Annotated in this window: 10 protein-coding genes and 1 tRNA gene; 6 read left to right on the forward strand and 5 right to left on the reverse strand. The window is 38.1% G+C overall.

What is annotated here, in order from left to right; translation table 11 throughout:
- Nucleotides 1-255 precede the first annotated feature (255 nt).
- Together ACQ96U_RS17715 and phaZ are read left to right on the forward strand one after the other, a co-directional pair.
- Nucleotides 256-2,064, forward strand: coding sequence for an alpha/beta fold hydrolase (locus ACQ96U_RS17715; protein WP_431722597.1), 1,809 nt, complete (start codon nt 256-258; stop codon nt 2,062-2,064).
- Nucleotides 2,065-2,072: 8 nt separating this feature from the next.
- Nucleotides 2,073-2,978, forward strand: coding sequence for a poly(3-hydroxyalkanoate) depolymerase (gene phaZ / locus ACQ96U_RS17720; protein WP_431722598.1), 906 nt, complete (start codon nt 2,073-2,075; stop codon nt 2,976-2,978).
- Nucleotides 2,979-3,032: 54 nt separating this feature from the next.
- Here phaZ and ACQ96U_RS17725 read toward each other — a convergent pair whose 3' ends face one another.
- Both ACQ96U_RS17725 and ACQ96U_RS17730 read right to left on the reverse strand, forming a co-directional pair.
- Nucleotides 3,033-3,512 (reverse strand): MaoC family dehydratase, encoded by a 480-nt coding sequence (locus ACQ96U_RS17725; RefSeq protein ID WP_431722599.1) that lies wholly within the window; start codon nt 3,510-3,512, stop codon nt 3,033-3,035.
- Nucleotides 3,513-3,842: 330 nt separating this feature from the next.
- A tRNA-Gly gene (locus ACQ96U_RS17730) sits at nt 3,843-3,916 on the reverse strand.
- A 156-nt stretch (nt 3,917-4,072) separates the two neighbouring features.
- On the opposite strand from ACQ96U_RS17730, the gene ACQ96U_RS17735 reads away from it, so the two are divergent.
- The gene (locus tag ACQ96U_RS17735) at nt 4,073-4,597 is read left to right on the forward strand and encodes an RDD family protein (protein ID WP_431722600.1); all 525 of its coding nucleotides are present in this window, start codon (nt 4,073-4,075) and stop codon (nt 4,595-4,597) included.
- Between the two features lie 64 nt (nt 4,598-4,661).
- Here the strand turns inward: ACQ96U_RS17735 and ACQ96U_RS17740 are convergent, their stop codons facing one another.
- On the reverse strand, nt 4,662-7,178 hold the full coding sequence (locus tag ACQ96U_RS17740; RefSeq protein WP_431722601.1) for a glycoside hydrolase family 15 protein: 2,517 nt from the start codon (nt 7,176-7,178) through the stop codon (nt 4,662-4,664).
- A gap of 775 nt (nt 7,179-7,953) precedes the next feature.
- Nucleotides 7,954-9,204, reverse strand: coding sequence for an FAD-dependent oxidoreductase (locus tag ACQ96U_RS17745; RefSeq protein ID WP_431722602.1), 1,251 nt, complete (start codon nt 9,202-9,204; stop codon nt 7,954-7,956).
- 1,515 nt (nt 9,205-10,719) lie between these two features.
- Here ACQ96U_RS17745 and ACQ96U_RS17750 point away from each other — a divergent pair.
- Nucleotides 10,720-11,010, forward strand: a complete 291-nt coding sequence (locus ACQ96U_RS17750; RefSeq protein WP_431722603.1) for a MarR family transcriptional regulator — start codon at nt 10,720-10,722, stop codon at nt 11,008-11,010.
- Nucleotides 11,011-11,494: 484 nt separating this feature from the next.
- Here ACQ96U_RS17750 and ACQ96U_RS17755 read toward each other — a convergent pair whose 3' ends face one another.
- Nucleotides 11,495-12,454 carry an RsmB/NOP family class I SAM-dependent RNA methyltransferase gene (locus ACQ96U_RS17755; protein WP_431722604.1) on the reverse strand — a complete coding sequence of 320 codons (960 nt, stop codon included), beginning with the start codon at nt 12,452-12,454 and terminating at the stop codon, nt 11,495-11,497.
- 329 nt (nt 12,455-12,783) lie between these two features.
- Between ACQ96U_RS17755 and ACQ96U_RS17760 the strand changes: the two genes are divergently transcribed.
- Together ACQ96U_RS17760 and ACQ96U_RS17765 are read left to right on the forward strand one after the other, a co-directional pair.
- Nucleotides 12,784-13,689, forward strand: a complete 906-nt coding sequence (locus ACQ96U_RS17760; protein WP_431722605.1) for an SdiA-regulated domain-containing protein — start codon at nt 12,784-12,786, stop codon at nt 13,687-13,689.
- A 93-nt stretch (nt 13,690-13,782) separates the two neighbouring features.
- Complete coding sequence (locus tag ACQ96U_RS17765; protein ID WP_431722606.1) at nt 13,783-15,192, forward strand: carotenoid oxygenase family protein; 1,410 nt, start codon at nt 13,783-13,785, stop codon at nt 15,190-15,192.
- Nucleotides 15,193-15,267 lie beyond the last annotated feature (75 nt).

A 15,267-nucleotide genomic window follows, 5' to 3' on the forward strand; every position in this document is an offset into this window, starting at 1 on the left:
GCCAATTACAATAGTCAAAAGGAGGCAAAAAATTGTTACTTAGTTGTGCTTTTAATGTCATTGTTATAAGCATTCTAGAAGTAGTTATTGTGTTGTGTTAGTTCATTGTAAACTATATAAATCACTTGATTTATATAGTTAAAGTTTATAAAACCATTATTCTGTCATCAAAATTTGATACTTTTGAGATGATTGGCTTTAACAAAAATGTAACAAGCCATGGTTGGTAAACACAGCACAGGGAAATAGATATCCATGAAGAACGAAGCTGCGATAAATGACATTAGCCAACGCATAGAAGTATTAAGAGAGACTATTCAGCGGTTAGAGAAAACAGATAGAAGAGCAGCTGAACGGTTGAAAAAAGCATTACAGAATGAGTTAGGCACGGAACACCAGCCTAATAAAACGAATGGGCGGTCAAATCCTGATCATGCTGCGATGGGAACACCCATTGTAAGGTTACATAGTAAAGATTTATTTTCTACTGCAGGAACGATTGTCAAACAAGCTGTTTCTCATCCAAAGGCGGGATTAAAGCAGCTACTGGAATTTGGTAAAGATATGTCTCAAGTAATATTGGGAACCTCAGAGTTTTTACCAAAACGAAATGATCGTCGTTTTAGCGATCCGACATGGTTGGAAAATCCAGTTTATCGTCGTTATATGCAGGCATATTTTGCATGGTATAAACATCTTAATGATTGGGTTGATGATGCCGAGTTTGATAATGATGATAGTCGTCGCGCTAAATTCATTATCTATCTTTTTGCTGAAGCGGTTGCTCCTTCAAATTCATTGATAAATCCCGCCGTTATAAAACGATTTTTTGAAACAGGTGGTCTTAGCCTGGAAAAAGGCTTATTGCACTTACTTGATGATATTCGACATAATGGTGGAATGCCGGCACAAGTTGATAAGTCCGCATTTTCCGTAGGAAAAAATATTGCTACTTCAGAAGGTAACGTGGTTTTCAGATGTGATATTTTAGAGCTTATTCAATATAAACCAACATCTGAAAAAGTATTTAAAATTCCTCTGTTTATAATTCCACCACAAATTAATAAATTTTATGCTTTTGACTTAAGCCCAGAGAAAAGCTTTATTCGCTTCTGTACCTCTATTGGTTTGCAAGTATTTATTGTCAGTTGGCGAAATCCAACACCAGAGCATCGTAATTGGGGGCTTGATCAATATATTTTGGGGTTAAGTGAAGCTGTTCATGTTATCCATGAAATTGCTGAAGTTGATACTATAAATATTTTAGGTGCTTGTTCAGGAGGTTTAACTTCTGTACTGTTATCCAGCTATTTACAAAGCATGGATAAGCCAATAGTAAATTCAATTACGCAATTAGTCAGTATTATTGATACGCAAGTTAATTCTGATATAGCACTTTTTGTTACTGAAAAAACATTAGAAACTGCCAAACAAACATCTGCAGCTAAAGGTGTTTTAGAAGGTAGAGATATGGCACGTGCGTTTGCATGGATGAGGCCAACTGACCTTATTTGGAATTATTGGGTTAATAACTATTTATTAGGGAAAGAGCCTCCTGCATTTGATATTTTATATTGGAATAATGACTCGACTAGACTTCCAGCTAAACTCCATGCAGAATTTATAGATATTTATAAAGAAAATAGCTTGATGCATCCTAATAAGCTAAGAATTGCGGGTCAACCCGTTGATGCTAAAGCTTTAAAACAAGATGTATTCGCAGTTGCAGGACTCACTGATCATATTACGCTGTGGGACGCTTGTTATCGGTCTACACTGTTATTGGGAGGTCAGTGTGAGTTTGTTTTGAGCAACAGTGGACACATTCAAAGTATTCTTAATCCTCCAGGAAATCCAAAAGCGCACTTTTTTACAAATAAAGATCGTACAGAAGAACCTAGCGACTGGTATCAAGGTGCAACGCGTAATAATGGTAGTTGGTGGGAATACTGGCAAAAATGGATCATTACTCATTCTGGTGAACAAAAAGATGCACCACCATGTTTGGGCAATGAACAATATCCACCTCTAGAACCAGCACCTGGTTTATATGTACATGATTAGGTGATCCATTGGAAACAACATTTTCAACGAATATTCGCGAACCCATGAGGGTTCGCTTTAAAACACTTAATATAAATGGCCAAATAATACGTGCAGCTATCAGGCCGGGTAATGAACCCATATTGCCTTTATTAGTATTTAATGGTATTGGTGCGAATTTAGAGTTAATTAAACCATTTGCAGACGAGTTACAAGGTGTTGAAATAATAGCGTTTGATGCACCTGGAACGGGAGGATCATCAACACCTACATTTCCTTATCGTTTTTCTGGCTTATCACGAATCATTGGAAAAATGCTAGATGAACTGAATTACGGACAAATTAATGTATTAGGTGTTTCTTGGGGAGGAGCGTTGGCACAACAGTTTGCCTATGATCATCCACACCGCTGCCGGCGTCTTATTCTTGCTGCGACTTCAATGGGATCAGTTGCTGTTCCAGCTAAGCTTTCAGTACTTTTGAAATTGGCAAGTCCAAGACGGTATGTTCAACCAAGTTACATGCAACGTATTGCAGCCTCTATCTATGGTGGAGCCTTTCGGAGAAATGATAATTTAATTAAAAAACATTCATTAAAAATTCGTTCACCCAGCGGGATTGGCTATTATTACCAGTTATTAGCGGGAGCTGGTTGGACCAGTTTTCACTGGTTGCATAATATTAAGCAACCTACTTTGATTTTAGCTGGAGATGATGACCCAATTATCCCTATTGCCAATGCGAAATTAATGGCAAAACGAATTCCTAATGCAGAATTGCGTATAATACGTTGTGGGCATTTATTCCTGCTGACAAAGACCAAAGAAATAGCACCTATTGTCAGAGATTTTTTAACAGACAATAAACGACGATTAACCAGCCCACTCCCTCTGGAAACTGTTTCACCTAGTGTAAGTAATGAAGTTATTGAGTAAATGACTAAGGCCACATTACATTTTATGCTATGAAATGTGACCTCATATACTAGCTTAATAGATTAAACGCACCAAAACTTCAGCAACACAAGCAGGCTTGGATTGCCCCTCTATTTCAACAGTTACTTGTTGTTTAAGTTGTATAGTACGTTCATCTTTTAGCTCGGCTTCAAGTAAGGTTCTTTGCGCACGAACCTTTGAATTCACGGGTACAGGATTCATAAACCTTAATTTATCCAAACCATAGTTTACCATCATTTTCAGGTTTTTGAATGCCTCCTGATAAGGTGCTGTAATTGATTCAGTCAAGTGTGGTATTAATGATAATGTTAAGTAACCATGAGCAATGGTTGTTTTAAAGGGTGAAAGTTTTGCTGCTTTTTCGGGATCAGTATGAATAAACTGGTGATCTAATGTTGCATCAGCAAAGAGATTGATTCTATCTTGGTCAACATTAAGCCAATCTCCTGCTCCCTCCGCTTGATTGATATGTCCTTTAAGTATTTCCAGTGCTAATTCTGCATTATTTGCCATATTAACCATCCTAGTTAATGTAAAGATGAACTGATTTCATTTCCGTTTGGAAGCTTAATCTTTAGCAATTGTCCTTAGGACTGATGCTTACATCTATACTCAGCGTTTAGATCTGTATTTTAAGCTTTTTTGTTTGTCTGTCATAATATAATCATGAAGACGTTATGTAACAAACAAATGACAACAGGTGTTCTCTAAAAGAAGGCGTTACTGCCTAATGTTGCACGAAGCAAGATTCACTGATAAGAGATAAAGTACAATAATCTAGAGATACGTAATTAGATGATAGGAGGGTTCTAAAATGAACTACTATGAATGGGTTTTAAACCATGGAGCGGGTGATGGGAATCGAACCCACGTATTCAGCTTGGGAAGCTGATGTTCTACCATTGAACTACACCCGCTGTGTGTATTCACCTTGTATTATAAACACTATGAATACCTAAGTACAACAGATATAATTTCAATTTGCGGCATTATAATATACATAAAATAAAATATGCAGGTAAACTCTATTTTGTTATTAATGTTAGTTATGAGCATTTAAGGTGAATAGTGGTATGTCTGGTAGTCATAATGTATATAAAACACCATCTTCAGATTTGGAAGCAGAAATTCAAGAATTAGAAGGGGGAGAACTTGCGAGTCGTTGGAGTCGATTAGGAGCCTCTCTCATTGATGCTTTTATTCTAAATATAATAAGTATGCCAGTGTTGTATGCTGTAGGTTATTTTGATGGCGTATTGAGTGGACAACAGCCTAGTTTTACTAGTCAAGCAATGGCGATGTTATTTAGTCTTGTTCTTTTTATTATTTTGCATGGGTACTTTTTGGCAAAAAGTGGCCAAACAATAGGGAAAAAAATCCTTGGACTTTCAATCGTGTCATATCGAAATGACACTATTCTAAGTTTAGGAAATGTCTTGGCGCTACGCTATTTACCTCTTTGGGTTGCTTTGATGATTCCTTATGTTGGTATGATTGCTACATTGATTGATCCTCTATTTATTTTTAATAAAGAGAAACGTTGTATCCATGACTTTATTGCAGGAACGAAAGTAGTAAAAGTAGCTAAAAAAGCCTAACCCCAATAAAATCAACCCAACGTGAGTTGGGTTGATTTTATAAAAGTATTAGGGTTGTTTTTAATTAAAAACGTGGCCAGAAATGGTTATCTTCACAAGGTTTAACTTTAAAGTTCTCTTGTTTTTGCCAGGTTTTATCGTTGATTAGGGCTTTCACTTCAAATGCCGATGTTTGCTGTGGAAGAGTTAAACGCCATACATTGCCTTCTGTCCAGCGAGCTGGTGCCCCTTCTTTCCAATTAAGTAGTGTTGCGTCTCCTCTGACAGCAATATGATTACCCCAACCAGCATTATAATGTACATTTACTGTAGTCATACAACCTTGATAGCGTTTTGCTACAATATCAGGCGTATCAATAATACGTTGTTCACGTTTTGATTTTAACAGTTTAATGTATTCTGCATGGGACCAGGCAAGAGGTGTTGCACCACCGGTACCTTCACCAAACTGGTATGGTCCTTCAGCTTTATCCCAAACTTGTTCTGGAAGCATATTGCCTTCGTTAGCAAATTTTTCCATTGTTTGGATATACCGATCAACACTTTGCTTTTTAGCTATTTCCAGCTGGGCCCGCTCACCTGTAAGCAGTGGCCATAAACGACCTTTTCCTTCGCCAGTATAGTCACTACCACCTAGCTTTTCTCCGTAGCCATCATGATTGTATCGGTAAAAACCTGGGCCATTAGGTGTCTCGACTTTTATGGATTGTTCGTAGTTCTTCAACGTATTCGTTATTGATGTATCAAACGGACTTTTCACACCGAAACGAACAAGTTCAAGAAAACCACCATCCATCACATTACGTTCTAAGTGTTGGCCACCACCATTCGCAATATATAAGACACTATCATCATTTGGGTTGTAACTTGAATGGCAATAATCTGCACCTTCTATACGTTGATAGTATTGCCCATCACCTAATTCACCTTGGTGTGTAAATGACCAGTCGGCAATGCCATCAGCCCATAAATCAGCTTTTAAACGATAGGAACGGGCAGCTGCTTTATCACCTTGGTGGTCTGCAAAATCAGCTGCTGCTATTAGTCCTGCAATCGCTGCTGAAAGTGTTGAAGGAGAAATACCGCTCGTTTCTTCCCATCTTTCTTGATGAGTCCAAGGGCCTACTTTAGCAACAAAATCCGCTGCAGGTTTGACAAATGAGGTGTAATAGTTGCTTGGATTAATAGCGCCTTCTTTCCATAAGCGCCATGCTAATACTATAGGCATGGCTGTTTCATCAAGCTGCATGCCTTGCCAGTGACCTTGTCCAGAAAGCCAGAAGTTTTGAGGAAATGATCCCTTTTTATTAACGGAAGATCCACATAGTTGCCAGTCACCATCATCAGCTTGGAACTGTACTTCTTTTAGGTAGCTTAATGCTTCTTTGGCGGTATGCTGGTCCCCTGCGGCAAGAAAAGCAGTGGCAACTTGATATAAATCTCTGGGCCAAACAACATGATAACCTATTGGGCCATCTTTATAGCCATCCGCTTTTGAACCTGGCAAAATACCGCGTTGGTCTCCAGAGTCCTTATCAAATTGACTTTGACCCCAAGGCACGCTTAATGAAGCGATCATAGCGCCATTGTAAGTTTTATCCTCGTGGGCTTTGAGCACCATGGCTGAAGTATAATATAAGGCTCCATTGTCAAAAGATTCCGCACTTAGATCTTCTAAACCATTACAATAATTATTCCACTGCTGGTTATAGAGTGAGAGTACGTTATCAAATGATTTTTTCACGCTATTTTTAGCGGTTTGTTGAGCTTTGCCTTTATCTTCTGCAAATCCAATGGCTACTGTAAAGGTATATTCTCCCGCTTTTTTGGGTAAATCTAGCTGTCCAGTAAGAGCAATGTTACCATTTCTAGCATATTGATAACTCCAATCCATACGATAGTTGTCGTTTAAATCTTGCCAGCCATCACTTCTACCCACAAAACCCACTGAGGTTTGCTTAAATGGTATGCTTGCTGTCAGTGCTTGGTATTGAGCCACATGGTTGGTACCATTATCATACTGAGCTCGATCATCCCAAGCATATAAAGTGTCTTTTGTTGCTTCGCCATAGTCATATAAACCTGTATTACTTACGGCAGGGTTGAGTAAAATAAATAAACCCAAATTATCTTCGTAGGCTTTGAAGGTAACTTTTAGTAGTAATGTATTTGTTGTTGGGTCGGTAATTACCTGCTTATGAATTTCGTACTTTCTTTCCTGATCAATATTTACTTGTTCATAAGCCAGTGTTTTTTTATTTAAAGGACGTATTTCATGTTCTGTATGTTTTTTTTCTTCATCAAAAAAAGTCTTACCATCACTGACCATGAATTGTAAGTCAGTAATTTGAGCCATATCGATTTGTGGCCAGTATACTTCAGAAACAATACCATCGACTAAACTAAACCAAACTTTTGATTGTTTACTATTGGCTGTTCCAATTCCTGTTTTACTGGCAGAACTCCAATGGTGGTCAATGCCAGGGGCTCCAGGTGCAAGACCACTGTTACTCCAGGCAAGGCCACTCGTAATGCTTGCAATAACAAGTGTTAACGCCTTTTTTTTTAGGCTTGTCATCATTAATTCCTCTCAAATTGCCATCTTTGTTTTTATATAAATAGTTTTAGCTATAGTTATTTTTATATTTTGTATCGATTTAAAAGACTATGCAGTTTTATGTGATACTTATACAAACTTTTTTACAATGCGCAATGAATTGCGGCTGTGTTAATTTTAATCTTTTGCTATTACCCCCCGTCAGTAGGTTGCTGATTAAAGTGATAAATGAATACTCTTACTGCTTTTCAAATCTTGAAGCTGAGTTGCTCTAGGTATATATGATGTAATTATTCTAAATGCCAATAATTTTTGTTGATAAATATATGCTTGCAGTGATGTATATTTAATTGAAAATATTTTGGCTGGTAATTGAAGGCAATTTTATATAAAAATGCATTACCGCTATTGTTTTACTATTACAGTAAATATAGGAAAAGGCTTTTATTTAAGTAACTTATAGAAACTATGGTGGTGTGCTGTAGATTAACTTCATATTTATGACTTCTTTTTTTGTTAGGATAAATAGCCATCAGTATAATTATATATTTTGTAACTGCTTGAACGTTGATGCAAGTCATTTATGTAACTGAAACAAGCTTTAATACAAAAGTAATAATTTGTTACTTTTTGAATTATTTTTTTACAGAAAGCTATCTAAAAGCAAATAGAAAACAAACGACGTAAATTATTGAGTAAGGTGTGAATAAATGGGCTTTTTTAATATATATTTTTCACGAATCATTTTTATACCCCTTGTGCCCTAGGGGTATAAAAACCCTTCGTTATGGGTATGGCTTCATTGAAAACTATCTGGCAACTGGTGAGATAAACCTGATGCATATTGAATAACAGGTTTATGGAACGGTCTTGCAAGATTGGCAAGGGTAAGCCCAGTATTTCTTAGTAGCTTGAGAGGTGCTTTGTTATTGCTAAAAAGATAGTAGAACATATCCATAATATACATCATTCGAGTATTCTCTGGACGCCGACGTTTTTCATAAGTAGATAACATCCTTGAGATGTTTGATTTAGAAAGGTTGTCCTTCTCATTAATAATGATATCGGCTAAAACGGCTGCATCCATAAACCCCAAGTTTGCACCTTGTCCTGCTAGGGGATTAATTGTATGTGCAGCGTCTCCTATAAGAACCGTATTATTTGAGGAGTAGGTTTGAGCATGTCTTTTAGTGAGTGGAAAGCTGCCAGTTGCTACTATTTGTTCTAGTTTTGGTAGTTCTTTTGGAAAAGACTGTTGGATTGTATGCAGGAGCTGATTTGTGTTCAGCTGTTTAAGTTGCTCAATGGTGTCAGGGTGGTTATACCACACAAGTGAAGCGTAGTTGGTACCATTGACGCTTGGTAGTGGTAGAAATGCCAAAGGTCCAGTCGGTGTGAAGGCTTGCCAAGTAATATGCTGCTGAGGTCCTTTTTGTAGAGCAACAGTAATGACAAAAGCATGTTGCTCATAATCACTTTGTGTTATTCCAATATTAGCTGCTTGACGAACGGCAGAAGACGCACCATCTGCGCCAACTAACAGGTGTGCGGTTAGTTGAGTTGTATCATTTAACGTCACTGTTGGATTTGACTTGTCTAGTGTCAACTGTTGAATTTGAGTGGGGCAGTACAGGTCTAGCGTTGCTTGTTTAGGTATTTGTAAGTGCAGTGCCTGTTGAATAATGTTATTTTCGATAATATAGCCAAGTGCTGATAGCTTAGCCTGGTTGGCAGAGAACAGTGTTTTATTTAGACGATGGTTGTTGATGCTTAACTCATGAGCAGAGAGTTGCTCCCAAACAGCCATTTCTTTGTATGGGCATGCTCTCATGGCAAGGATGTTATGCCATGCCTTAACATGCTTAAGAACACAAATACTGGCTTGGCTGAGGGCTGATACTCGAATATCTGGAGGTAATAGAGGATCAAACGCTGGACATGGATGCTTTTCAACCAGAGCAACTTTGATTCCTTTGTTGCTTAAAGCAAGTGCCAATGTTGTACCGACCATGCCCGCACCAATAATGATAACATCGTATTGTTGTTGCATAATCAACTGTAGTCCTCTCATCAACTGCAAGCGTATTGACAGTATACCTTAGTTAGAGTTGATATTGCTTGAAATATACTTCTGTAATTGACCAGGTATGGTAAAGAAGACATGTGTCTTAAGATTTAAGACGCCTCTAAAAATAGTAATTTTTTTGTGAGAGCAAGGAAGCACTGCACGGAAGACCGCAGTGTATAAGGAATACATGAGGGCTAAGCAACCTTAAGTATTTAATAAGCGCTAGCTGGGGCAAGTGCTTAGGTTGATGAATCTGTACTTAGTCAAATAATTCATGCTTGCCATGAAGTGGTTGCTGCCTTGGGCTCTGGGTGTATATTTCAATATAGCTATAAAGAAGTCAACTGTAGTCTATAATAACTACAGTAAGCACTATATTAACCTTACATTATTTGATATAAGTTGCTCGTTAAAGCCCACCAAGTTACTGTTCTAAAAGCACGTTATTTATAATGAGCGATACTATCCTTAGTTTATACATGTTTGATATTTTCAGTAAAAGTTGACGGGATATCTTTCATTCGTATTAACACGAGAGAGTTGCAATAATTCTAATCAAGACGTTGTGATTATTATTTGACTTAACATGGTCCAGTGTCAGAAGAAGTGATTGTCGAAAAGAACCAATTATTCATATTTTGTATATTGGCACATTGTTTAAATAAATAGTCAAATATGAATAGTTGATAAAAAAAATATTAACAAATGATTTTATGTTGGTAAAGAACTAATAGACTAAGTTGATATGGCGTTTTTTCATGTATAGAGTATACAGCTCTATGGCGCTATTATCAGCATTATTGGTAAGTACTCTGCGTAGAAGATTTCTCTTTTATTTTCCCTATTGTTGGCTCTATAAGTTTGGAAAGGTTTCCAGCCCAGAATGTATATGGCTTGGCTGTGGTTCGATATGATGAGTTGTAAATCTGTTCGGAGCAACGTTGGAAAGATAACCGGCAATATTTACCAATTACTCCTTTTTGAAGCTATACATAAACTGATTTCTAATAAATAATTTGAAATGTAACTAACTTATTGATATAAAAGCAAAAGATTTGATCAAATATTAATGTACAACTAAACATACAGCACAAACTTGGGGTAAAGATTGTTAATTACAGATTGGGTTCACTAGCTGTTTTAACTGATGAATAAAACCGGAAAAGATCAGGTTTTGCTATATAGTTAGGTATTATCTATTTCATTAGGGCCTTAAACGTTGGTAGAAAGTGAGCCTAGCGTTTAGCTATTTTCTTTAACGTGTTATAAATACTGCGTTTAACAACAGTATCTACAGAAATTAACAATTGCTTTCATATTTTTAATCTGAAGTACATTTAACACATTGCAAAAATATACATACTAGACCTTGTCATTAGACTATAATAATTATGTTATTGCTACTGGCATGGACTGTTGTACGTCTAAACCGCGTACATTTCTCCAACGAAGCATTACCTAGTAATACAACATTGACCAATTAGCTGATAGACCACTATGAACACTAAAAAGTTGATTAATCTGTCCAATCAGTACCCACGGCTTACCGTGCGTACGTTAGCGACACTCATGGCTATCGGAGAAAATGAAGGTTGCTCCGTGTCAGAGCTATCGCACTACATGGGTGTCAATGAAAAAAATGTTGCCACCACAATAAGGCGTTTAGAAGAAGGTCGCGCTGGTAATCCGGGTGATAAGTTAATTCGGGTTAAACAGTATCCTGATGATAAGCGCTATAAGTTAATTCATTTAACTGCAAAAGCGAGACGAATTTTAGCTAAACTTTAATAGCTAATAATGCAGGTGATGTAGATCTCCTGCATTTTTTCGTCTACCAATATTCATAATATTTATTTTAACTTGTTACTAATATTAATTAAATTGATTTTACTTGTGTTATTGACTATTTAGTTACTGATAACTTCAAAGGCTATTTTGAATAGGTCGACTTTCTTTCCTGGTTGCTCCATTAGTTGAACATCGTTTTTTTTCCCATTGTTTAGTTTTCTATCCTACACAGCTATTGTGAAAAAATAACGGCACGTGAGGTTTTATTCCTCGCGATACATATTTATTGTAAAGGACATTAACGTTATCTACTTTGCTTATGAGCGATATCCTAAGCTGTGGGTGACGTCTTTCCTGAAATAAATTACAAGTGTTATATATTATAAGTGAGGGTTATTTTACTTGGGAAAGGAGCTGCCAATGAGCCAAACAATAGTTGTTTGACTCATTTACCATTTGCATTATATCTAGCATAGCGCTGAGGTTAACAAGAGGTGTGCTTTCTTAGCTTACAAATAAAGAATCCATCCATGATGTTGTCAGGTAGAATCCTTCGACTGTGTGTTAAAGCATCAGCATATGTCTTATTCTGCCAATGAGTGATACCAGCCATGGTATTGGAAAAAGGTAGCTCGATAGGTTCAAGACTGACACATGAGTTGTATTTTTTGAGGAGATGATTCACTACATGTTCATTTTCTTCAGGGGAAAATGAGCATGTGCAATAAATCATGACTCCACCCACTTTTAAACTTGTAAGGGCTGACTGTAGTAAGCGTTTTTGCTTGTGGGCGACTTCAGAAACTTTTCGAGTTGACCAATGTTCCCAGCTAGAAGCGTCGCGTAGTGAAAACCGGGCTTCAGATGAGCAAGGAGCATCCAGTAATACACGATCAAACATTTCAGGGCACTTATTACCAACAGAACGCCCATCAGCCAAATAGGTTTTCACCATACTGGCACCTTGTTGATCAAGATTTGCTTTAAGCTTAAAAAAGCGATTTTTAACCGCTTCTACTGCAGATAGACGACCTTGGTTTTCCATCATCGCTGCTATTTGTAGTGTCTTCCCACCTGGCGCAGCCGCCAGATCAAGTACAGTTTCCCCAGGCTGAGGTGCTAAAAGGAAAGGGGCAACCATACTGGATAGGTTTTGAATATAAATACGTCCTTGGTAGAAAGCATCTGTTTCTGTGAGTGCTCTTCGCTGATCCGGAGGTATATGAAATGCGGTTGGTAGCCAGGAGACAGGGGTGAGATTGAACTGTGCAGAGCGGAGTTCATCAGTGGTATCCTGAATGCTTCCTTTTAACGTGTTGATACGAAAAGTAGTGGGTTTATCCACACTAAAACTATTCAGCACTTGCTCAAGTTGTGTCTCGTCTAAAAGCAAGGAAAGCTTTTCCAAAAAGGCTGGAGGTAATTCTGTGATAGGACTATGCATTGAATATCCAGTCTGTCAAAAGTAAATCAATTACAGCCTCAGTTAACGATGTTAGCAGATAGATGCTCCCTTCTTTCTTTTCGCTCTTGAAAGTTTACAAATGAATGAAGATAGAGCTGGTTAACACTAATGAGACTGCAAAGTGCTCAGGTGTGGAATTATCTGATTAGCACAATCTCTAAGCAAGCATAGTGAATTGCTACCAAGTTTTATTTTGAAGTAATAGTAAAGAGATGTTTGCAGTGAAACATATACCCATCGTAGAGAGTAATGTTGCCAGTATGCAAGCTCATTGTTGCTGTGTTAGTTGTCAGCAGGAATAAGACATTATGCGGTTGTTAAAGCGAAGTATCATTATTCTATTAGCACTATTTCTATGCTGGACGGGAGAGTATGTATTTGGCTGGGGGTCGAGACTGCAGTCAATCGTGTTATTGCTAACAACATCAACACAAGAGCAACAACAAAGCATATGGTTACCCAGTTATAGTGTTGATATAGAAGCATTACCGCTTAGTGGTGCGGATAAGAATGTTTCAGGCATCACTTACTCATCAAAACAAGACAGCTTGTTTGTCATTGTTAATCAGCCACCAACGGTACTTGAGGTGGATAAGCAGGGTGGGGTTGTCAGAAAGATACCACTTGAAGGTTTCCATGATACGGAAGCGATAGCCTATATTGGTGATGATCAGTTTGCGATCGCAGAAGAACGTGAGCAACGTATTACCTTAGTTGAGATTACTAACGACACTGACAAGATTAAGCGAGACAGCCAGCCACAAATACAGCTTGTTTTTGGACCAAAGACCAATAAAGGCTTTGAGGGGATAGCTGCGGATCAGTCTGCAAATCGTATCATTGTAGTTAAGGAGCGATCTCCATTAAGAATATACGAGATCTTCCGTCTTAAGCACGAAGAAACAGGTAACTTCAGTCTACGGGTTGAAATGCCTGAGAACTTACGCTGGTCTTCTTTGTTTATGGCTGACTTATCTGGTCTGCACTTTGACCATAAAACACGTAACTTGCTGTTACTCAGTGATGAGTCTAAACGGCTGACTGAGGTGAATGCTTCTGGTGAAACTGTTAGCTTGTTGGAGTTACGCCATGGTTATGGCGGTTTGTCCCGTAATATACCTCAAGCTGAGGGGGTGACACTGGATGATGAAGAAAACTTGTATATTGTCAGTGAACCTAATCTGTTATACAGGTTTCGTAAAGTAGTTCAGTAAGCATCAAGTTTGAGGATGTTATCAGTTTTATATATCTAGCACTTAGTGAGGGATTACCAATTCAAAATACGGCTATGGATGGGGACATAAAACATGGAACGTTTTACTTTCACCGGGCACGATGATAACCCTTTTTTACAGGGACCCTATGCGCCTGTTTCTTCTGAATGTGTCTTAACCAACTTCAACATAACGGGTCGAATTCCTGATGACTTAGCAGGTGTTTATTTACGCAACGGACCTAACCCAAAATACAATCCTGCAGGTATTTATCACTGGTTTGATGGTGATGGTATGGTGCATGGCTTTTATTTTCAGAATGGAACGCTAACGTATAAAAATCGCTGGATTAAGACTAAAGGGCTGATAAAGGAGCAGCAGCAGGGGAAAAGCTTGCTGCCGGGTGTTTTTTCAACAGTTAGTCCAACGGAAACAAAAGATACTGCCAATACCGATATCATTGTTTTTAATAAACGTGCCTACGGACTTTGGTATAGAAGTGGAATGCCTTATGCGTTAGACCCTGTAACACTTGAAACGCTGGGAATTGATAGCTTTTCAGACACACTTCATGCCCCCATTTCTGCGCATGCAAAGGTAGATCCTCTACACAATGAGTTAAGAGTATTCAGTGTTAGTATGAAGCCACCCTATTTGTCTTATGGGGTGATTAATGAGGAACATAAGGTCAGCCATTGGACGCCTATTGAACTGCCAGGTTTACGTCTTCCGCATGATATTGCTATTACGACACACTACTCCATAGTTATGGACTTACCTCTTTATTACATACATGCGCCTAAAGGTTTGCGTAGTCATTTCGATCGTTCCTTACCCGCAAGGTTTGGCATTATCCCTCGTTTGGGTAGTACCCAGCATATTCAATGGTTTGAGGCAGAACCCTGTTATATCTATCATGTAATTAATGCGTGGGAGCGGGAGTCAAAAATAGAGATGCTGGTTTGTCGGGTGACAGATCCAGTGCCTCCGTTAGAAGATAAAGCAAGTGATTCGCTGCATAGCATGATCAACTTTCTGGGGAAAACATTAAAAACAGCGCAGTATTACTACTATTGCTTCAATTTAAAGACTGGCTCTGTAGAAGAGCAGCCTCTGGATAGTCGTATTAGTGAATTTCCTGTGATAAATCAACGCTATATGGGGCAGCCAAGTCGCTATTCTTATCATGTTTTACTGGATGACGTGGATTTACCCTTATTTTCAGGTTTGATCAAGTACGACTATTGGGGAGAGTATACTGAGACTGTTATGTGGTCAAAGCCCTATGTAGGGAATGAGCCAGTATTTGCACCAAGAAATAATGCAAATAGTGAAGATGATGGCTATGTTTTGACCATCTTAACAAGTTGTCATCAAGACCAAAGCAAGCTGCTTATCCTTGACGCCAAGAAATTAACAGCACCCCCATTGGCAACGATTGATATTCCAGTTCATATCCCTATAGGGTTTCATGGTTGCTGGGCGGAAATGAGTCAAATTTAGTCAGTATAAGTATGTCAACCCATTGGTATCAGCAATCGCTCAGGCTAAAATGCTTGCTTAAAAATAGCAGGAAGC

This window comes from Zooshikella sp. RANM57 (assembly GCF_050749885.1).
Classification (GTDB): Bacteria; Pseudomonadota; Gammaproteobacteria; order Pseudomonadales; family Zooshikellaceae; genus Zooshikella.